This is a genomic window from uncultured Turicibacter sp. (assembly GCF_938044715.1).
Classification (GTDB): domain Bacteria; phylum Bacillota_I; class Bacilli_A; order MOL361; family Turicibacteraceae; genus Turicibacter; species Turicibacter sanguinis.
The window spans coordinates 20,115-40,019 of the sequence record NZ_CALIOS010000100.1 but is presented as its reverse complement, the minus strand read 5'-3'; the positions used below and the strand labels follow the sequence as shown (position 1 = coordinate 40,019).

Annotated in this window: 22 protein-coding genes; 1 reads left to right on the top strand and 21 read right to left on the bottom strand. The window is 33.6% G+C overall.

Annotation, left to right across the window (positions count from 1 at the left end):
* The 9 genes from QWC74_RS10145 to QWC74_RS10105 all read right to left on the bottom strand — a co-directional run.
* On the bottom strand, nucleotides 1-1,426 hold a 1,426-nt coding region (locus QWC74_RS10145), incomplete at its 3' end, for a PD-(D/E)XK nuclease family protein (RefSeq protein WP_288994005.1).
* Between the two features lie 135 nt (nucleotides 1,427-1,561).
* Nucleotides 1,562-1,834: an HU family DNA-binding protein gene (locus tag QWC74_RS10140; RefSeq protein WP_006784026.1), complete on the bottom strand. Its 273-nt coding sequence runs from the start codon at nucleotides 1,832-1,834 to the stop codon at nucleotides 1,562-1,564.
* 218 nt (nucleotides 1,835-2,052) lie between these two features.
* Entirely contained in the window at nucleotides 2,053-3,528 is a 1,476-nt protein-coding gene (spoIVA, locus tag QWC74_RS10135; RefSeq protein ID WP_006784025.1) for a stage IV sporulation protein A, read from the bottom strand.
* Between the two features lie 322 nt (nucleotides 3,529-3,850).
* Nucleotides 3,851-4,099, bottom strand: a complete 249-nt coding sequence (locus tag QWC74_RS10130) for a stage VI sporulation protein F (RefSeq protein ID WP_006784024.1) — start codon at nucleotides 4,097-4,099, stop codon at nucleotides 3,851-3,853.
* Nucleotides 4,100-4,192: 93 nt separating this feature from the next.
* Nucleotides 4,193-5,200: an NAD(P)H-dependent glycerol-3-phosphate dehydrogenase gene (locus QWC74_RS10125; RefSeq protein WP_006784023.1), complete on the bottom strand. Its 1,008-nt coding sequence runs from the start codon at nucleotides 5,198-5,200 to the stop codon at nucleotides 4,193-4,195.
* Between the two features lie 26 nt (nucleotides 5,201-5,226).
* Nucleotides 5,227-6,537: a ribosome biogenesis GTPase Der gene (der, locus tag QWC74_RS10120; protein WP_006784022.1), complete on the bottom strand. Its 1,311-nt coding sequence runs from the start codon at nucleotides 6,535-6,537 to the stop codon at nucleotides 5,227-5,229.
* A 130-nt stretch (nucleotides 6,538-6,667) separates the two neighbouring features.
* Complete coding sequence (locus QWC74_RS10115; protein ID WP_006784021.1) at nucleotides 6,668-8,347, bottom strand: S1 RNA-binding domain-containing protein; 1,680 nt, start codon at nucleotides 8,345-8,347, stop codon at nucleotides 6,668-6,670.
* A complete protein-coding gene (gene cmk / locus QWC74_RS10110; RefSeq protein WP_155222792.1) occupies nucleotides 8,334-9,011 on the bottom strand; it encodes a (d)CMP kinase in 678 nt (225 codons plus the stop codon). Before cmk ends, QWC74_RS10115 begins: the two co-directional genes overlap by 14 nt.
* Before the next feature lie 151 nt (nucleotides 9,012-9,162).
* Nucleotides 9,163-10,134 (bottom strand): hypothetical protein, encoded by a 972-nt coding sequence (locus QWC74_RS10105; protein WP_288994004.1) that lies wholly within the window; start codon nucleotides 10,132-10,134, stop codon nucleotides 9,163-9,165.
* 227 nt (nucleotides 10,135-10,361) lie between these two features.
* On the opposite strand from QWC74_RS10105, the gene QWC74_RS10100 reads away from it, so the two are divergent.
* A complete protein-coding gene (locus tag QWC74_RS10100; protein ID WP_006784018.1) occupies nucleotides 10,362-10,595 on the top strand; it encodes a ferredoxin in 234 nt (77 codons plus the stop codon).
* An 80-nt stretch (nucleotides 10,596-10,675) separates the two neighbouring features.
* On the opposite strand, the gene QWC74_RS10095 is transcribed toward QWC74_RS10100, so the two are convergent.
* From QWC74_RS10095 to QWC74_RS10040, 12 genes are all read right to left on the bottom strand, one after another.
* Entirely contained in the window at nucleotides 10,676-11,443 is a 768-nt protein-coding gene (locus QWC74_RS10095) for a pseudouridine synthase (protein WP_006784544.1), read from the bottom strand.
* A 163-nt stretch (nucleotides 11,444-11,606) separates the two neighbouring features.
* Entirely contained in the window at nucleotides 11,607-12,125 is a 519-nt protein-coding gene (locus QWC74_RS10090) for a spore maturation protein (RefSeq protein ID WP_006784543.1), read from the bottom strand.
* Nucleotides 12,126-12,129: 4 nt separating this feature from the next.
* Entirely contained in the window at nucleotides 12,130-12,756 is a 627-nt protein-coding gene (locus QWC74_RS10085; protein WP_006784542.1) for a spore maturation protein, read from the bottom strand.
* On the bottom strand, nucleotides 12,756-13,862 hold the full coding sequence (locus QWC74_RS10080; protein ID WP_006784541.1) for a D-alanyl-D-alanine carboxypeptidase family protein: 1,107 nt from the start codon (nucleotides 13,860-13,862) through the stop codon (nucleotides 12,756-12,758). Before QWC74_RS10080 ends, QWC74_RS10085 begins: the two co-directional genes overlap by 1 nt.
* Before the next feature lie 135 nt (nucleotides 13,863-13,997).
* A complete protein-coding gene (locus tag QWC74_RS10075) occupies nucleotides 13,998-14,141 on the bottom strand; it encodes a hypothetical protein (RefSeq protein WP_155061965.1) in 144 nt (47 codons plus the stop codon).
* A 63-nt stretch (nucleotides 14,142-14,204) separates the two neighbouring features.
* Entirely contained in the window at nucleotides 14,205-14,783 is a 579-nt protein-coding gene (gene scpB, locus QWC74_RS10070; RefSeq protein ID WP_039930972.1) for an SMC-Scp complex subunit ScpB, read from the bottom strand.
* Nucleotides 14,770-15,504, bottom strand: a complete 735-nt coding sequence (locus QWC74_RS10065) for a segregation/condensation protein A (protein ID WP_006784538.1) — start codon at nucleotides 15,502-15,504, stop codon at nucleotides 14,770-14,772. Before QWC74_RS10065 ends, scpB begins: the two co-directional genes overlap by 14 nt.
* Before the next feature lie 140 nt (nucleotides 15,505-15,644).
* Complete coding sequence (locus QWC74_RS10060; RefSeq protein WP_006784537.1) at nucleotides 15,645-17,108, bottom strand: spore germination protein; 1,464 nt, start codon at nucleotides 17,106-17,108, stop codon at nucleotides 15,645-15,647.
* 27 nt (nucleotides 17,109-17,135) lie between these two features.
* The gene (gene spoVAE / locus QWC74_RS10055; RefSeq protein WP_006784536.1) at nucleotides 17,136-17,486 is read right to left on the bottom strand and encodes a stage V sporulation protein AE; all 351 of its coding nucleotides are present in this window, start codon (nucleotides 17,484-17,486) and stop codon (nucleotides 17,136-17,138) included.
* Nucleotides 17,487-17,524: 38 nt separating this feature from the next.
* Nucleotides 17,525-18,526, bottom strand: a complete 1,002-nt coding sequence (gene spoVAD / locus QWC74_RS10050; RefSeq protein WP_006784535.1) for a stage V sporulation protein AD — start codon at nucleotides 18,524-18,526, stop codon at nucleotides 17,525-17,527.
* Between the two features lie 37 nt (nucleotides 18,527-18,563).
* Nucleotides 18,564-19,061, bottom strand: a complete 498-nt coding sequence (gene spoVAC, locus QWC74_RS10045; RefSeq protein WP_006784534.1) for a stage V sporulation protein AC — start codon at nucleotides 19,059-19,061, stop codon at nucleotides 18,564-18,566.
* Nucleotides 19,062-19,194: 133 nt separating this feature from the next.
* A complete protein-coding gene (locus tag QWC74_RS10040) occupies nucleotides 19,195-19,905 on the bottom strand; it encodes a sigma-70 family RNA polymerase sigma factor (protein WP_006784533.1) in 711 nt (236 codons plus the stop codon).

The window sequence follows — 19,905 nt, the reverse complement described above, 5'->3', positions numbered from 1 at the left end:
TTAATAAGTCTTCAACTGCTAAGTCATCATCCGTTTTCACATACCCTCTGCCAAGTCCTTGATACTTCTCATACACCCAATCATCTTTTTGTTGCCAGTCTTGTTTTTTAATCTGACGAGCTAAACAATAGTTTTCTAGCACATCAACTTGACGTTGATAAGCCTGAAACGCTTCGTAAAAGGATTGTTGTTTTTTTATCTGACTTACATCCATAAAAAGTCCCGTTTTAATGATCATAAACATCGATTCATGACGCCATCCATTCATCATGACATCAAAGACATGATAAAGTAACACCATTAGAGGGTGAATCAACATAGATTCTTTATAATCTAAAAAGACTGGAATCTCAAATTTAGGGAAAATAGAGGCAATCAGTTCTTGATACTCCTCTGATTGTGCCGTATAAATGGCAATATCATTAAATGCATAACCCTCTTTATGAATCAAGTGATGAATTCGTTTTGCTACTTCTTCAACTTCGAGTCGGCTATTCGCTGCTTGGAAAAAATGGACGCCTTTTGCTTCACTTTTAACCGTCGGAAACTGCATAAATTGTTTTTCTAGATGAGCTAAGGCAGTGTCTGATTTAAAACGATGATTCCCCTCTGTTAGTTCTTGAATTTCATAATTTAATCCCATTTCTTCTAGTTGCGAAGCTAATTTAGAATAGGTACGAGATGGCAAAGAAAAAACAGAGCTAGTTGAATTTAAATCATGTGTTAACACAATAGTGACAGATTTCGCGTACTTCATCAATTGCAATAAAATTAATTCTTCTTGCTTATTAAATAAATGATAGCCATCAATATAAAAATCACTATTAGCAATCGTTGAGGAATAAGCGATTTGCTCACTCAACAACGTATAATAATCTTCTGTCATCAAATATCGACCTAATGATAATTTTTCAAACTCATCATATAAAATAGCAATATCATTAATTTTTTTTACGGATTGAACCGACCAATTCGAAATCTCTTGTTGTGTTTGAATGGTTTGAAATAATTGATTCGGTGTCACACAATAATTTTTAAACTCCGCAATCATCTCACCTACTTTTGAAATGAAACCAGGTTTGTTTGCATAAAACGGAAATAATGATAGCTGATCTTTTTTTTCATTCATGACTTTTTGCAACAACAGCGCCAATCCAACTTGGTTCAAATGATAGCGACTCAAACCACCCGTTTCCTGTAAAATACGATATGCAAAACGATTAAAACTTAATCCCTGTACCCTCATTAAACTAGGATACTGACTTTGTTTTAAAAGTTGATATTCTAAATGAAACGTCATCTGATCAGGTGCAATAACAAAAATAGGATCTCCCTGTGGAAGCTCATCACAAGCTGCCTTAATTTCATTTAAAACAAGTCTTGTTTTTCCAACACCTGATCGCCCTAAAATAAAACGAATACTCATCTCTTTCACCTTCTTTAATTAAACTAATCAATCGATATCCTCTTTATTATGGCATCTTATTTAATGAAAGTCATTATTTAAAATAAAAAGACAACTCGTAAAAATGCGAGTTGTCTTGATTTATATCTAAAAGGCTTATTTTAAAGCGTCTTTTAAAGCTTTACCAGCTTTGAAAGCAGGATATTTGCTAGCTTCGATTTCGATTGTTTCTCCAGTATGTAAGTTACGTCCTTGACGTGCAGCACGCTCACGTACTTCAAACGTTCCGAATCCTACTAATGCTACTTTGTCATCTGCTTGTAACGCTTCAGTTACTGCTTCAATATAAGCACTTAAGAATTTATCTGCATCTTTTTTAGTTAACTCAGCTTTTTCAGCGATTTTATCTACTAATTGAGAACGGTTCATAAAAATCAATACCTCCTAAGACATTTCTTTGCAAGTAAAAGTTTACCACACCCGTTTTATGGTTGCAAACATTTATTTGAATATTTTGTTGAGACAACACTATTTTAGGCAATTTACTTCGCTTTTTTTCATCTAAATTAATATTTTATAAAAAATCGCTTCAAAAATGAGAAAAGCCTCTTTTGAAGTAAATCAATAAGAGACTTTTTCGGCTTATTTTAAAGCATAATGGCAATTAATCCACCATTACCTTGGTTTACAATTTTAATTAATGTATCTTGTAATTTAAAGCGTGCATTTTCTGGCATTGAATATAATTTTGCTGAAATACCATCGCGTACAATATCACTTAAACAACGACCAAAGATTTCAGTAGACCAGATTGCTAATGGATTATCAGCAGAATCTTTCATAATAAAGTCAATTAAATCTTTACTTTGTTGTTCTGTTCCGATGATTGGTTCAAATACTGACTCAACATCGACACGAATCATATGAATAGATGGTGCAATAGCTTTTAAACGAACTCCATAGCGTGCTCCTTGTTTTACAACGGTTGGCTCACTAAGTGTCATATCTTCGATTGATGGAGTTGCAATTCCATATCCAACTTGTTTAACCATCTTAAGTGCAGATGCAATAGGTTCATATTCCTTTTTAATATTTGCATAATCTTGTAATAAGAACATTAAATCTGCTTTATCTTTAATTGGTCCAACTAATTCTGTTAAAATTTGATCATATAATTGATCTGGAACCTTAATTTCAAGCTCTGCTAACCCTACACCAGCATCTAAAGCACTGATAAAACAATCCTCAACAATATCTTCTGCTTTTAATTCATCAGCTAAGTAATTAATATCACGAAGCTTGTAGAATTCATTTGTACTTTGATTAATTAATTTTAAGAAGCGTGCTTTTAACCAATTATCATCACTTAATGCATCAACCCAGCTTGGTAATTTAATATCAAGTTCTGAAACTGGGAATTCATATAAAGCCTCTGTTAAGACACTATAAATATCTTTTTTCGTCATATTTTCAACACTTAGAGGTAATACTGGAACACCATACTCATCTTGTAATTGATTTCTCAATTCTTGTACATCATCAGTTTTTGGATGAGTCGTATTTAAAATCACAATAAACGGTTTATTAATTGCCTTTAATTGTTCAATGACTAACTGTTCAGCCTCTAAGTAATCATCGCGATTAAAGTTTCCAATCGAACCATCCGTTGTCATAACGATTCCAATATGCGAGTGATCTTCAATAACTTTTTGTGTTCCGATTGCTGCTGCCTCTACAAATGGAATTGGTTCATCATACCATGGTGTATTCACCATACGTGGTCCTTCATCCGTTTCATATCCAATCGCACTTGGAATGACATATCCAACACAATCAATTAAGCGAATATTCGCACTTACCTCTCCTTCAACTGTTACATTAACAGCCTGTGCTGGAACAAATTTTGGTTCTGTTGTCATAATAGTTTTACCATTCGCACTTTGTGGTAATTCATCTATCATGCGTTTCTTTTCATTTTCATCTTCAACTAGTGGAATAACTAAAGATTCCATAAATTTCTTGATGAATGTTGATTTTCCTGTACGAACCGCCCCTACTACGCCGAGATAGAATTCGCCATTCGTACGAGCAAAGACGTCTCTCATCAGTTCATTTGTTTCCATATAGTAAACCTCCATTTTCACTTGTATTTTGTCAATATCAATGTATGATGCTTATCCCCTACTTTATGAGAGAATTTTGATAAAACTTTAATTTTTTTACTGTAGGCCTTATTAATCCATGGAATTATTGCCATAAAACTACACTAACAACAGTAAATGAAAGCGTAGCCTGTCTGTGTTTTCTTCGAATTATATGCAAGAGCTATCTCAATATATGATAACTTCTTTTAATTTGAAATAAAAAAATATCCTAGCTTTCGCTAGGACATTTACTCAAACCTTAAAATCAACCCTTTAATACATTTAGATTTCTCAATGATGATTACATCATCATTTTTAATAACTCATTCATATCTGTTGGAACTTCCCCGTTAATAATCATTTTAGTTAATTGATCTTCAATAGCAGGATCAACTTTTCGTCCAACCATTGCTGCTACACTTCCAATCAATGCTCGAACTTGTTGTTCATTTTTCAAATCCATTTGTGAAGCCTCAGATGCAATATTAAAAAGATCATCTTGCTTTACATTTACATCTTTCCCAAATTTCCCAAAAATATTATCAAACATATTAAAACCTCCTCAAGTCATTTTCAATATAGCATATGACTCAAGGAGGGAATTTGTCACTATTTAATTTAAAATTGTGATGATTTTTGCCTATTAATAAAATTCTGGCTTCATATCACGCATCATTAATTGTGAAATCGCAAGTGTTGGCTCTAGTTTATTAAAAATAACTTGATAAACCGTCTCAACGATTGGCATTTCAATTTGAAGTTCATGAGCTAATTCATAAGTTGCTTGACAAGTACGAACTCCTTCAACAACCATGGTCATACTATCAATTGCTTCTTGTAAATTTGATCCACTTCCTATTTTATAACCTGCCTGCCAGTTACGACTATGAACTGAAGTACACGTTACAATTAAGTCTCCTAGACCACTTAGACCACCAAATGTTTCTTCATTTGCTCCAACAGCAACACCTAATCGTTTAATTTCAACTAATCCACGTGTAATTAAGGCTGCTTTAGCATTATCACCATAACCAAGTCCAGCAATAATTCCAGCTGCTAATGCAATAACATTCTTAATTGAACCTCCAACCTCAACTCCAATTAAATCATCTACACGATAAACACGGAAATAATGATTATTGAACATTAGTTGGATTTCATTTGCTAATTCAACAACCGTGGAAGCACATGTCACAGTCGTTACAGCACGTTCAATTACTTCTTCAGCATGTGAAGGCCCTGATAAAGCAACAAATGCTACTAAATGATTAGCATTAATTTCCTCTTGAACAATCTCAGAAACACGTTTATGGGTTCCTGGTTCAATTCCTTTACTTGCATTAATAATAACAACTGGATGATCTAATACTTCGTTTATCTCTTTTAAAACTGCACGGATTACTTTAGTAGGGACTGATAATAAAATCATCTCAGCCTCTTTTAAAGCTTCACTTAAATTTGTTGTTCCCTTTAAATTGTCAGGTAACATAAGCTCCTTAAAAAATCGAGAATTGTGATGATTTCGATTGATATCATCAATAATTTCCTGATTTAAATCGTACAATTTAACATCATGTCCATTATCACATAGGACTTGTGCTAAAGCTGTTCCCCAACTTCCAGCTCCTACAACTGTGATTGATTTTGTCATCTTTATACCCTCCTAACGATTATTCATTAATCGCGTGTTCTGGCAATAATATGAATCGGTGTTCCTTCAAATCCAAAAGCTTGACGTAAACGATTTTCTAGATAACGTTTGTATGAGAAGTGTAATAATTCTGGATCATTAACGAAAATAACAAACGTCGGTGGTTGAATTGATACTTGTGTTGCATAGTAGATACGTAAACGTTGACCATTATGAGTTGGTGTTGGATTCATGGCTACTGCATCCATAATCACATCATTTAAAACATGAGTCACAACACGTTTTTTATGATTTTCAGCCGCTAAATTTAACGGTTCAAATAACGTATGTAGACGTTTTTTCGTTAAAGCAGATAAGAACACAATTGGAGCATAATCTAAGAATGACATTTCAGTACGGATTAATTCTTCCCAATCACGCATTGTTTTATCGTCTTTTTCAATAGCATCCCATTTATTTACAACAATCACAACCGCTTTTCCAGCTTCGTGTGCATATCCAGCGACACGTTTATCTTGTTCAATTAATCCTTTAGAAGCATCAATAACAATTAAACAAACATCACTACGTTCAATAGCACTTAAGGCACGTAAAACACTATATTTTTCAGTTGTTTCGTACACCTTACCACGCTTACGCATTCCGGCCGTATCGATTACAACATATTTTTGTCCATCTTTTGTAAATTCAGTATCAATTGCATCACGAGTCGTTCCAGCGATATCACTAACAATCACACGTTCTTCGCCTAACAAAGCATTTGTTAATGAAGATTTTCCCACGTTTGGACGTCCAATTAAACTAAATTTAATGACATCTTCTTCATAATCCATACCTTTTTTCTCTGGCATATTTAAAACGATTTGGTCTAACATATCACCAAATCCAATCCCATGAATTGCTGACGTTGCAATTGGATCTCCAAGACCTAGTGAATAAAATTCATAAATTTGTTCTTTAAAGTTGATATCATCAACTTTATTAACAATCAACACGACTGGTTTTTTTGTTTTATATAACATATTTGCTACTTCTTGATCGGCTTGAGTAATTCCATCACGAGCATTTGTAACAAATACAATAACATCTGCTTCATCCATTGCAATTTCAGCCTGATACTTAATTTGGCGCATGAATGGTTCATCACCAATTTCAATTCCACCTGTATCAATGACATTAAATTTGCGAGTTAACCATTCCCCGCTACTATAAATACGATCTCTTGTGATTCCAGGTTCATCTTCTACAATTGAAACACGTGAACCTACGATACGATTAAAAATAGTCGATTTTCCAACATTAGGACGACCAACGATTGCTACTACAGGTAATACCATGTTGCCACCTTCTTTCATCTTTACACATAACTAAGTCGTTAATATTATATTAGTTTTATAATGACTTAGTCAAATTTTACTTCATATTTGGTTTTGAAATAAAAAAAGGGGGGGATTTTCCCCTTTTTTATTATTTTAATAAGTTCTTTAAGGCATCTCCGAATAAGTCTCCAAGTGTTTCAGTTTCCGCTTGTTCCTGTTCTTTCATGTACTTATTAAACTCTTCACGTTCTGCATCTTCTTTAATACGACGAATGCTTAATTCAAGTTTTGCTTGTTTTGGTTCAAAACGCATCACTTTAACTTCAACAACTTCACCAACTGATAACACATCTTCTACACGATTAATGCGTTTTTCAGTAATTTGATTTGCCGGTAAGAAACCAATAACATCTTCTTCAATCGCAACAAATGCACCACGATCATTCATTGATTCCACTTTTCCTGTAATAACGTCTCCCACTTTTAAAGTTACCGTATTCCATGGATTTTCTTTCACAGCACGTAATGATAATCCCAAACGATGTTTTTTCACATCTAATGAAATAATTTTAACTTCTACTTCTTCATTAACTGATACTAAAGAGGCCAATTTTTTATTTGGATTCCAAGAAGCTTCAGTAAAATGACATAATCCCTCAATATATGGTGCTACCTTAATGAATGCCCCTAAATCAGTCATATTCGTCACTGTTCCACAAATGACATCTCCGACTTTATGACTAAATGTTTGCCATGGATCTTGCTCTACTTTTTTTAATGATAATCCAATACGATTATGTTTTTTATCTAATAAAATGATTCGCACTTGAACTTTTTGCCCTTCAGACACCACTTCTTCAAGTTTTGCTTTATGATCCCAAGAAAGTTCTGAAAGATGAACAAGTCCTTCTACCCCTTTAGCTAACTCAACAAATGCTCCAAATTCCGTTAAACGAACCACTGTTCCTTCTAACACTTCATTTTCATGATGAACTTGTACGAATTGTTCAAATGGTGTCGGTAAAACAGCTTTAATTGAAAGTTGAATTTTTGTTCCTTCTACTTTAATCACTTTCGCACTTACCTCTTGATTAACAGTTAAGGCGTCTTCTACCTTTTCAACTGGTAGATGAGAAATTTCTGAAATATGAACCAATCCTTCTAAAGCACCAAAACGAACAAATGCTCCAAATTTTTCAAGACGCACGACTTTTCCAGTCACGATATCTCCTACAGCTAAAGTAGAGTACTGATCTTCACGTGCCACTTTTAATTGCTCTGCCACGACAATTTTACGAGAGACTTTAATGCGTTTATTACGTGGATTGAATTCAACAATACGAACTAGCATTTTTTGCCCAACGTATTGTTCTAAATCTGTTACAAAATCGACATCTACCATGTTAGTTGGTAAAAAAGCATCCATTCCGATATTAACAATTAAACCACCTTTTACCGTGCGGATAACTCTCCCTTCTAATGTTTCACCTTTTTCATAAGCTACTTTTAAATCTTGGAAGCGTTGGTATTCAAGTAATGCACGACGAGATAATAAAATTTGCTCATCATCTACTTTTTTAGCCATTGCTTTAATAGTATCTCCAACTTTAACAACATCTTTAGCAGATTCTACTTTATCTAACGTTAATTCATTTAAATAAATAGTTCCTTCTGTTGCTCCACCAATATCTACTGTTACTTCTTGATTAGAGACACGAACCACAACACCCTCAACAATATCATTTACTGAAGGTAATGAAAAATTCGTAAATTCTAAAACATCATTCATTGTCATTTCTTCATGATCAACTTGATTAAACTGCTTCATTATTTTCCCCGCCCTTTGCAATGTTAATAATTGTATTAATAACTTCTTCAATTGTCATATATGAAGTATCAACCTCAATCGCATCTTCGGCCTTTAATAAAGGAGAATGTTTGCGAGTTGAGTCTAACTCATCACGTGTTTGAATTTCTTGTTTTAAACTTTCTAAATCACATGGAATATTTCGTTTAATATTTTCTTTATAACGACGTTCAGCACGAACTTCTACAGAAGCTGTCATAAAAATTTTATAATCTGCATCTGGTAAAACATTAGTCCCGATATCACGCCCATCCATTACAACATTTGCTGTTTTAGCATACTCAATTTGACGACGTTTTAATTCATCACGAACGACTTTATGGGCTGAAACCACTGATACATTTTGAGAAACAATCGGTTGACGAATAGCCTCTGTCACATCAACGTCATCTAAATATACTTTTTTATCATTTGTTAATCGAATCGTTGTATCTTCTAACATTTTTTCAATTTTTTCTTCATCTTGTACGTCAATGTTCTGATTTAAGGCTTTTAATGTTACCGCACGGTACATTGCCCCGGTATCGATATAAACATACCCTAACATTTCTGCGACTTTTTGTGCAATTGTACTTTTACCTGCTGCTGCTGGTCCATCAATTGCAATTACTTTAGAACGAACCATAATATCACCTCGACTACCATTATTTTATCACAATGTTGAAAACTTAAACAACATCAAAATAGGCATCTTTGCCTTTAATTCATTTTATTTACAAAAATAAACTAAACAGTCTCTCAAATTTACAGACACCATTTAGTTTATTGTAAAATCATTATTTAAATAGGATGACCATCAGAATAACAAAGAGTATAAAAAATGTAATTCCAATATAAACTTTTAACCCTTTACTTAATAAATCTGATGTAGATTTCTCCCCTTTAGATTGATTGTGCTCTTCAGATTCTAAGTGCATATTCAAAGATTCTAACGCTAATTTGTTTTCTGAATAAAAAGCATTCAAATCTGCTTGTTTTAATTCGCCCGTTGGAATTTCTTTCTTTGTATCCTGTGATTGACATTGTTCCTTAAGCTGTTGAATCGTTTCTTCTAAATTCCCATTCCCCAAGTTAGCCTGATCTGAAATTTCAGACCAATCATGATTGTCTAAATCAATATCCGAATTAAAAATTAATTCTATATTTTTATTAAACACATCATCTTCATAATTTTTGTTAGAATTTTGCTCATTTTCAAGAATCTCACTAAAAATAGAACTCAGACATTCTTGATCAGTTTGAAATTTACGTAAACGAGAATAATCATGTTGAACTAAAGCATCTAGGTAATCTAAATCATCATCTAAATCCCCCGTTGTCATTTCATTTAGTTCATTGACGATTTCATCATAAGTTAATGACTCAGTAGTTTCTTCTAAATCATTAAGATTTAACTTTAATTCAGATGCAAAAAGTTCCTTTTCAAGTTGCTCCCATTCACTAAAATCCTCATTATTAATCATGGATGTAATTTTATTATAAGTCCGATTTCCATATCGATCACAAAGATTATTAATTAATCCTGACTTTGGTCCCATCTCATCGTTATCACTCATTGTCGTTGGCTCTTCATCAGATGAATGTTCATGGATGGTTAAAAAATTATGTAAATCAGATGAAAAACCATCGATCGTTTGATCTATTCCGGTTTCATAATTTGAAACTTTAGAATGAGATGGCGTTCTATCGTTTTCACGATGTCCAAAATATAATCTTCGTAATTCAGCATAATCCGCCTTATTTTCCACCTCACTCACACTCCTTCTTGACATTATTTTTATATGGATTCGATAAGAAAGTTATCGTTTTTTTTGGCTATTTGTAAAAAAATCAATAAGACTAGCTAATTATATCATAATTTTGTTTTAATTTGAGTATTAAATTTGAATTTTTTTATCTTTTCAGCTTATAATAATCTTGTAATTCTAAAGAATTATAAATAATATAATAAAATCCTTTGAAGGGGGACATAACTATGTCTAAATTTTCTATTGTATCAAAAGATGAATGCATCGCTTGTGGTGCCTGTGGAGCAGTAGCCCCAGATATTTTTGGGTATGATGATGAAGGTTATGCTGAAAACATCTTTGAAGGTGATGCAAATACTGGAACTAAAGAAATTGCTGACAACTTAGAAGCTGATTTAATCGATGCAGCTGAAGGATGTCCTACAGAAGCTATTAAAGTTCAAGACTCACCTTTCAATTAATCTTCCCAAAAATTGTATGTAATATACAAAAATTATGAAAAAAATAAAAAAAGACTAGATAATCTAGTCTTTTTTTATTTTTAAAATTGACGCATCTTATTAAATTTTAATTTTTTCTTAACTTGTGTGCTATTCGCAGCTGTTAATAAGGTTTTAACTTCATGAGGTGTTAGAGGGCGAAATTCACCTGCAGCTAATCCCTGAACATCAATTGTTCCAAATTGTTCACGACGTAATTTTTTCACCGGGAATCCAATCGCATCAAACATTTTTTTAACTTGATGATAACGACCTTCATGAATCGTCAATCTAACAAGAGAGGACTGGTTCTTTTTATCAACTGAAACTAACGTAGCTGAAGCTGGTTTTGTTTTATATCCGTCAATTTCAATTCCTTTACCAAATGGCTTTAAATTTTCTGGTAATACAATTCCCTTGACACGTGCTAGATAAACTTTATCAATCTCACCACTCGGATGCATCATTTTATTGGCGAACTCACCGTCATTAGTCATTAATAAAACACCTGAAGTATCGTAATCTAAACGTCCAACTGGATAAACACGCTCTGAAACTCGATCAGCAAAGAAATCTAAAACCGTACGACGTCCTAACTCATCTGAGACAGTACTTACATATCCACGAGGCTTATGTAAAACATAATAAACTTTTTTCTCACGTTGAAGCGGAACTCCCTCTACTTCAATTTTTTCTTTACCTGTTACTTTTGTTCCTAGTTCACGTACCACTTTATCATTAACAGTTACTTTTCCATCAAGAATTAATTGCTCTGCCTTACGACGAGATGCAATTCCAGCTTGAGCAATAACTTTTTGTAATCGTTCCATCTTCTAATCTCCTCCAATCATGGATTAACGTAAATTCGACGATTTTCACGTAAATTTCATTTTACCTTTATTATTAGTAAAAATCAATCTTTAATCCTAGAGAGATTTGATTTTAAAATTTTAAAGCCCTCCAAATTAAATGAGGGCTTTTTTCTATCAAAATTCAAAAGAAAATAGACACAGCTAAAATGGATGCAGCAAACCCTATTAAATCGGCTGTTAATCCTAACTTCATCGCATGCTTCATCTCAGATAGCCCAACAGCTGCAAAATAAACTGTAATAATATAAATCGTCGTATCTGTACTACCCTGCATAACCGATGCCAATCTTCCTAAATAGGAATCCGGACCATGTATAGAGATTAAATCAGTCGTTACACTCAAAGCTGCCGATCCAGATAAGGGTCTTAAAATCATTAAAGGAAGGACATGCGCATCAACATGAATAAAATCAAGAACGGGTTGTAGGACGTTGGCAATCGCCTCCACAATACCAGAAGCTAAGAAAACTTTAATCCCAACAATCATTCCTACGATGTTTGGAACAAGTTGAATCGTCGTTTGCATCCCTTCTTTAGCACCTTCAACAAAATGGTCAAACGCCTTTGTATTATTAATGAATGCCGTTAAAAAAACAAGTAGCAAAAAAATAGGTAAAACATAACCACTAATCGCTGACATCCATTCACCTTCTTTCTAATCGTTTATCGTATCCTTGATCACCCGATGATTGGACTCGCTTTAAACGACTATAGATATTGTGAATGAGTAATCCTCCAATCGTTGTAATACCAGAAGCAAACAGAATAGGAACAAATACTTCACTTGGATTTTGTGAGTGATATAAATGACGAAGTCCTATAATCGTTGTAGGGATAATCGTAAATCCAGCTGTATTCATGACAAGTAGAGTATACATTTCAAAGCTAGGTTTTTCAGGATTTGGGTTTGTTGCCTGAAGTTCTTTCATTGCTTTTAATCCCGTAGGAGTCGCCGCACTCCCTAGACCTAATAAGTTACTAACCATATTCGTTGTTAAAAACTTTAAAGCTGGGTGATCTGCTCTAAGTTTGGGATACAAAAATCTAGTAATAGGTGTTAAGAGATGACAAAGTAGATCAAGCATCTTAGAATGATTCGCTACTTGTAAAATTCCCGTCCAAAAAATCATAATCCCGGCTAAATAAAGAAGTAAATTAATCGCTTCTTGGGCTCCTGCTAAAATAGCATTATTAACATCCCCCGTTGTTCCATTCAAAAAACTAAAAATAATTCCGACAGTAAATAATCCCATCCAAATTTTATGAATCATTAATAATTCACCGTCCCGGTAAACCAATTAAAAATTTTATCAAACCAAGATAATTCTTTTTCTTTTACTTGTATTGGACGATAAACAGGAATTTCTCTTTCTACTTGATCATTTAACAAAATCTTTAATGTTCCAACCTCATCTGTTTTTGGACTTTCATATAGAACTAATTCTGTTGTAACAGACTCACTTCCATCTTTTTTCACTGCTAAATAAACAGTATCTTTAACATATAACTTTTCGGTTGAATTTAAATCTTCTCCATATAATTGACCAGCTTCGATCACCTTTTTTAATTCATAGTTATCGAATCCGTAGTTAAATAAACTCATATGATCATTCCAATCATCTCCCGCTTTTAGCGTGACAACGACTAGTTCTAAATCGTCTTTACGTGCAGAAGTCACTAAAGTCCTACGCGCTCTTTCGGTAAACCCCGTTTTCCCTCCTATCGCATATTCATAATACCCTGTCACTAATTTATGTTTATTATGCCATACATAAGGAGTTCCATTTTTAGACGTCGCCTTATGTGTTTCAGTTCCTGTCACTTCTCTAAAAATCGGATTGTTCATTGCATATTGCATTAAAATAGCCATATCTCGAGCCGTAGATAAGTTATATGTGGTTTCATCTAAACCTGATGGATTTTGAAAAATACTATTTTTCATTCCAATTTCTTTTGCTTTTTCATTCATCATTTTAACGAATCCTGCTTCATCACCTCCAACAGCTTCAGCTATGACCATCGCCCCATCATTTCCTGAACGAAGCATTAATCCATAAATGACATCAATTAGCTTCATCTGATCCCCTAATGCCAAATATAAAGATGATCCAACCTGTCTTGTTGCATTATCAGACACCTCAACCCACTCATCTAATTGTCCATTCTCAATCGCAACAATAGAAGTTAAAATCTTAGTAATACTAGCAATATACATTTGTTCATCGGGACACTTTTCAAACAAGACTCGTCCTGTTGTTTGCTCCATTAAAATTCCACAAGTCGAACTAATTCCCATTGCATTGGCTGTTTGATTTCCTTTTACACTAAAGACAACGGCTACAAGTAAGATAGCGACTACTACTTTTAACTTTTTCATTCGTTATTCACCCCAATTCTAATCTCATAACAATGTATGTTAACTTATTTTAAAATATCAATAAATTCGTACAGTTCTTTGGAGAAATTTAAATAAAATAAAAAAAGCTCTCCAGCGTTCGGAGAGCTTTTTTTATTAATTATAAGTTTTTTTAGGTTTTTTACCTTTTTTCAGTTTCGGTTTAGAATCATCTACCACTTCTGCTGCAATTTCAGCATCCATTGTATTTTTGGCTGCTTTCGCATTCGTAACTTTTTTACTTTTTGGATCACGTGCCATACTAATACCTCCAGTTCTCAAAAGTAAAGCCAAGATTAGTATGCACGTTTCAGTCTCATTTATTTATGATTCTTCTGAAAAGTTAAATAGATCTTCTTCTTCCTCTAAGTTAAAATCCGGTGATACAAATGGCAATTCAGGTAACTCTTCTAACGTTTTAATCCCAAAATAATCTAAAAAATCATCTGTCGTTCTAAATAAAATAGGTCGACCAGGTCCTTCTAAACGCCCAGCTTCTTCGATTAAAGAAAAGGTTAATAATTTTCTTAGGACATTATCACTACTAGCCCCTCGAATATTTTCAATTTCATGTCGTGTAATCGGTTGACGATAAGCAACAATAGCCAATACTTCTAAAGCCGCATTTGAAAGGCCTCGCTGATTTGGATTTTGAATCAAACGTTTTAAATAAATGGCATGATCTTTCTTGGTTGTCATTTTATAAACACCCGCAACTTCAATAATATCAATCCCGCTGCAAACCTGCTTATAACGATCTTTTAAATCTAAAATAAGGGATTTTACCTCAACCTCATTCACATCAATGACATATTCTAACTGTTCAAGACTTACGCCTTCATCACCTACAGCAAATAATAATCCTTCTAAAATTCCTAGACGCTCTTGTTTAAACAACTTCATCACCTTCTAAACTTGAAATATAAATATCCTCATAATAACTCTGCTGTGAAATACTGATTTGGCGCCCCTTCACTAATTCTAGCAATGCTAAAAAGGTGACAACAATATATTCTTTATCGTATTGTTCAAATAATGAAATAAACGCAACACGTTTTTTATATTTTAATTGTTGATTGAGTGATTTCATTCTTTCTTCAACTGATATGTTTTGTGGCACAATTCTCGTTTTTAGTGGTTTAGCTAGTTTATGACGACGTAATAATTTTTCAAAGGCAGAGATTAATTGTTCGACTTGAAGATTTTGCGGTAACTTTACTTCTTGATCCAAGTAATCTGTAAAATCAATCGGTGGCTTTGTAAAAAACTGACCTCGCTCCTCTTCAAGTTCACGAAGTTCTTTTGTTACTTCTTTATATTGCTGATACTCAACTAATCGTTGAATCAACGCCTCACGAGTATCTTCTTCATATTCATCCTCTATCTCAACAACCTGTTTGGGTAATAAACTTTTACTTTTAATTTCAATCAATGTGGCGGCCATGACTAAGTATTCTGAAGCAATCTCAAGCTTTAAATCTTCCATTGCGTGAATATAATCTAAATATTGCTGGGTTATTTCTGCAATCTTGATGTCATAGATATTAACTTTAGCCTCTTTAAGAAGATGTAATAATAAATCTAGTGGCCCCTCGAATGCATCAATATGTACTTTATATTCCATACCCCACCTACTTCTTTCTAGTTTCCATCCCTTTATTGTAACGAATTTTCAACATTAAGACAATAATAGACTTTAAAAAACTCAAATTCATGACTATTTAAGAGATGATAAAAAAATTATCTCCCCATAGGGAGATAATTTTATTTGGCTGAGGATTTTTTTTGATTTTGTTTTTGTTGATGATTATATCGATACGTGATAGGGAAACGAATAACTGTCCTGATAAGAGCTTTAAAATCAAATGGAACAAGTGGATATAAATAAGGTTTTCCAAAGCTTTTCATAGTAGCTAAGAAAATAAGACTTAGTATAATAGTCCCAACATACCCCCATATTCCAAGCAAAGCCGTTCCAATAATAATAAATAACTTCAACATTTTATTGGCTAATCCAAGCTCATAGCTAGGTGTTACAAAGGCTCCTAAAGCTCCAACAGCAACATAGAATAAAATTTCAGGTCCAAATAACCCGACATCAACCGCAACTTGACCAATTAAAATAGCAGACACGATCCCTAAAGCAGACGAAATTGAAGTGGGTGTATGAATAGAGGCCATCCTTAAAAATTCAATTCCAATCTCTCCAGCAATCACTTGTAAGATAATTGGAATATTTCCTTGTTCTTGAGGCCCGATAAAATTAAGAAAGTCGGGTAAATACTCTGGGTGCAAAACAAATAATAGCCATGTTGGCATTAAAAAGATTGAAACAATGATGCCACCTAATCTAATGATACGAAGAAAAGTTCCGACAGCTGGTGTTTGACGATATTCTTCAACACTTGTTAAATGGTCAAAAAGGGTAACAGGCCCCAGAATAACACTTGGAGAAGTATCGACTACGATTGCAATCATTCCTTGATATAAATGAGCTGCCACCACATCGGGTCTCTCAGTATATCGAACTAAAGGATACGGATTGTACACCTGTCCCGTGATAAACTCCTCTAATTCTTTATCGGTCATCGTTAATCCATCAACCTTAATCTGAGAAATACGTCTTTTAATTTCATCAACAATTACTGGATCAGCGATATCTTCAATATACATAATAGCAATATCTGTCTTAGATTGATCTCCGACTTTAAGAATTTCATTTCGAAGTTTTCCTGTACGGATACGTCGACGTGTTAAGGCTGTATTCACAATAATGTTTTCAGTATATCCATCTCGAGAACCACGAACGGTTTTTTCGGTGTCTGGCTCTGAAGGACCGCGACCTGGGTAGCTCCTTACATCAACAATGAAAGCTTCAGTTTCCTCATCAATAATAATTCCAATTAATCCGCTTAAAACAGCAGTATAAATATCTTCTAATTTTTCCGTTGAATTAACTTGTTGATGGACTAAACGATTATGAATGGTTTGCAAAACATCGTGACCTGGCTCAGGCAAACTATTTAAGAGTAATAACTGAGTCATTAAATCAACAATTAAATCCGAATTAATTAGACCAGTCACATAATAAAGTTGTAACCGTCGTCCCATGACAACAATTTCACGTTTACCAACATCAAAACTTTTTCCAATTCCTAATCTTTCTTCTAAGATGGCTTGGTTTTCATCAATATTTTTTTCAACAGGTGTATATGGATCATAACCCATCGTATCCCACCTTCCCTTCTAATTCAATCATCCTTTTGGTTTAAAAATTAATGCGACGATAAAAGCAAATAAAATAGCAGATGTAATTCCTGCAGCTGTTAAGTCAAACATCCCCATCCCAATTCCTATGGCACCAATTTGCTCAGATTTTTCTAAAGCCCCATGAATGACTGAATGACCAAAGCTCATAATCGGTAATTGAGCTCCTGCTCCTGCGAATTCAATTAACTTATCATATAAATTGAAAACATCAAGTGCTGCCCCTATAACCACAAAACTACACGTAATATGTGCCGGAGTTAATTTAAAATAATCTAAAATCAGCTGTCCTAAGGCACAAATAATTCCTCCAACAATAAAAGCATTAAAAAATATCATGTTGTCTATTCGCCTCTTTCTTTAATTAACATAAAATTCTACTCTGCAACTAGGGCAACAGCATGAGCGATACATGGAATTGTTTCTTTTTGTTGTAAAATAATTGGATTTAATAAAGCTCCAGTCGCAACAACTAAGACTCGTTTAAGTTTCTTTTCAAGTAATAACTTTTTAATATATCCATACGTGACAACAGCACAACATCCACAACCACTTCCTCCTGCAAAAACGGGTTGATCAGGAGAAAAGATTAATTTTCCACAATCATTATGGTTGGCACTAATATCATATCCATCACTTTTTAATATATCGATTAAAATAGGGCTACCACAATGAGCTAAATCACCTGTTAAGATTAAATCATAATAATTGGGTTGTAATCCAAAATCATCTAAATGTTGTTTAATCGTTTGAGCAGCAGCGGGAGCCATTGCCGATCCCATATCATTTGCATTATTTTGAGCAGCATCGACGATCATTCCAACGGTTCCTGATTCAATACGAATAGGAGATTTTTTATGACTGACGATGGCAGCTCCTGAACCGGTTACCGTATATTGGGCCGTTTCCGGTTTTGGACCTCCATATTCTGTTGGATTGCGATATTGACGTTCAGCCGTTGAATTGTGACTGCTAGTTGCCGCTAAAGCAACCTTTGCACTATCTGAATCTACAAAAATAGAACTCAGTAATAAAGATTCCATTGAAGTTGAACAGGCACCATATATTCCAAAGAAAGGAATATTAAATTCCCTAAACACATAATGAGTGGGAACTATTTGATTCACTAAATCACCTGCAAAAGATACTGTTATATCCTCATCTTTTAAATTACACTTATTTAAAACGGTCTGCACAGCACTTCTCATTAACTGCGATTCTGCCTGCTCCCACGATTTTTGACCACAGTAAGGCTCGTTATATTTTACATCAAAATATTCTTGTAAAGGACCTTGAAACTCTAAAGGTCCAACCGCCGTTCCTGTCTCTTGTAAATAAACTGAATTTTCAAACTTCCATGATTGTTTTCCAACTCTCATTTAAATCATCATCCTTTTAAAAATTTATCGGTTACCTTTAACGTAATGTTAAAATAATCATCTTAATTGCTTCTTCAGATGTCATTTGAACAATTCCAAATTCAATTAAGTAATAACGGATTATTCCAAATACGTATGCTGAAATAACAGCAAAGACAATAACTGCACCTGCAAGTTTAAATAAATTAGTTGCAATCCCTAAGACCACACCTTCACTCTTACTTTCAAGGGCAGCAGATGTTAAAGAATTTGCAAACCCTGTAATGGGAACGAACGCACCGGCTTTTGCAATCTGTCCAAAATCATCATAAACACCTAGTCCAGTGAGAATTGAAGTAATTAAAATAATGGTAACAGTTGCTAAGGTACTCGCCGTTTCACGGACATACCCTAGCCAATGAACATTAATTTCAATGAGTGCCTGACCAAAGACACAAATCAGTCCACCAAAGAAAAAAGAAACGAGAGCATTCTTAAAGTAATTCGGTTTGATAGCATGTTTTTGTATGACTTCATCATATTTTTTAGTTTTCAAAACTTTTCACCACTCTTAATTATTTTTCTTTTTCTACTTTTAATATGACTTTTTTTGATAAATTTATTAGTTTATTGTTAAAAAATCACTATATAAATAAAAAATAGGATGCTATCAACTGATAACATCCTATTTAAACCAACATTTTTTCTTTTAATTCTTTTAATACTTTTTTCTCAAGACGTGAAACAGCGACTTGATTAATCTCTAATCGCTTTGCTACCTCTGATTGTGTATAGCCTAAATCAAATCTTAAATAAATCAATAACTTTTCAATAGGATCGAGATTTGAAACTAATTGTTTCAGTACAATCTTTTGTTCTAATCCCATTCCCTCTTGATGATTCGGGATCCGCTCAATTAATGGCATATCTTCTCTTTCATAGTTATCTAAAGACGTCACATTGATTGGAGCATTTAATGCTAAAATGATTTGTTCTTCCGATAATTCTGTCTCTTGAGCGATTTCTTTAATCGTTGGCTCCCGTTCTAATACTTTATTTAAATGATCTTTCACTTCTTGAATTTTATGAATATTACTTTTAATACTTCGACTAATTTTAATTGGACTTTGTTCTCTAATAAAGGCTTTTATCTCACCAATGATTAAAGGAATTGCATAGGTTGAAAGGGTTGTATCATAAGATGAATCAAATTGGTTAATTGATTTAAGTAGCCCCATACAACCAATCTGAAATAAATCATCCTTTTCAACCTCTATATGTCCAAACTTATGAACAACGGACCAAACTAAATCCATATGATTTGTAACAAGTGTTAATCTAGCTTCTTCATCACCACTTTGAGCTTTTGCAATAAGCTCATGTATTTGTTTTTTATCCAT

What these genes read in the sequence shown, in the direction of transcription:
- spoVAD (WP_006784535.1), bottom strand. Translation starts at nt 18,526, where the DNA reads ATGAGAGTTGGAAAACAATCATGGAAGTTTGAAAATTCAGTTTATTTA.
- scpB (WP_039930972.1), bottom strand. Translation starts at nt 14,783, where the DNA reads ATGAAGTTGTTTAAACAAGAGCGTCTAGGAATTTTAGAAGGATTATTA.
- QWC74_RS10130 (WP_006784024.1), bottom strand. Translation starts at nt 4,099, where the DNA reads ATGTTTGATAATATTTTTGGGAAATTTGGGAAAGATGTAAATGTAAAG.
- spoVAE (WP_006784536.1), bottom strand. Translation starts at nt 17,486, where the DNA reads ATGATATTTTTTAATGCTTTTATTGTTGGAGGAATTATTTGTGCCTTA.
- QWC74_RS10095 (WP_006784544.1), bottom strand. Translation starts at nt 11,443, where the DNA reads ATGGAACGATTACAAAAAGTTATTGCTCAAGCTGGAATTGCATCTCGT.
- QWC74_RS10080 (WP_006784541.1), bottom strand. Translation starts at nt 13,862, where the DNA reads ATGAAAAAGTTAAAAGTAGTAGTCGCTATCTTACTTGTAGCCGTTGTC.
- QWC74_RS10075 (WP_155061965.1), bottom strand. Translation starts at nt 14,141, where the DNA reads ATGGCACGTGATCCAAAAAGTAAAAAAGTTACGAATGCGAAAGCAGCC.
- QWC74_RS10040 (WP_006784533.1), bottom strand. Translation starts at nt 19,905, where the DNA reads ATGGATAAAAAACAAATACATGAGCTTATTGCAAAAGCTCAAAGTGGT.
- der (WP_006784022.1), bottom strand. Translation starts at nt 6,537, where the DNA reads ATGGTATTACCTGTAGTAGCAATCGTTGGTCGTCCTAATGTTGGAAAA.
- QWC74_RS10060 (WP_006784537.1), bottom strand. Translation starts at nt 17,108, where the DNA reads ATGGGTTATGATCCATATACACCTGTTGAAAAAAATATTGATGAAAAC.
- QWC74_RS10090 (WP_006784543.1), bottom strand. Translation starts at nt 12,125, where the DNA reads ATGTCAGCGATTAGTGGTTATGTTTTACCTATTTTTTTGCTACTTGTT.
- QWC74_RS10100 (WP_006784018.1), top strand. Translation starts at nt 10,362, where the DNA reads ATGTCTAAATTTTCTATTGTATCAAAAGATGAATGCATCGCTTGTGGT.
- spoIVA (WP_006784025.1), bottom strand. Translation starts at nt 3,528, where the DNA reads ATGGAAACAAATGAACTGATGAGAGACGTCTTTGCTCGTACGAATGGC.
- QWC74_RS10115 (WP_006784021.1), bottom strand. Translation starts at nt 8,347, where the DNA reads ATGAAGCAGTTTAATCAAGTTGATCATGAAGAAATGACAATGAATGAT.
- QWC74_RS10125 (WP_006784023.1), bottom strand. Translation starts at nt 5,200, where the DNA reads ATGACAAAATCAATCACAGTTGTAGGAGCTGGAAGTTGGGGAACAGCT.
- cmk (WP_155222792.1), bottom strand. Translation starts at nt 9,011, where the DNA reads ATGGTTCGTTCTAAAGTAATTGCAATTGATGGACCAGCAGCAGCAGGT.
- QWC74_RS10140 (WP_006784026.1), bottom strand. Translation starts at nt 1,834, where the DNA reads ATGAACCGTTCTCAATTAGTAGATAAAATCGCTGAAAAAGCTGAGTTA.
- QWC74_RS10085 (WP_006784542.1), bottom strand. Translation starts at nt 12,756, where the DNA reads ATGATTCATAAAATTTGGATGGGATTATTTACTGTCGGAATTATTTTT.
- QWC74_RS10065 (WP_006784538.1), bottom strand. Translation starts at nt 15,504, where the DNA reads ATGGAATATAAAGTACATATTGATGCATTCGAGGGGCCACTAGATTTA.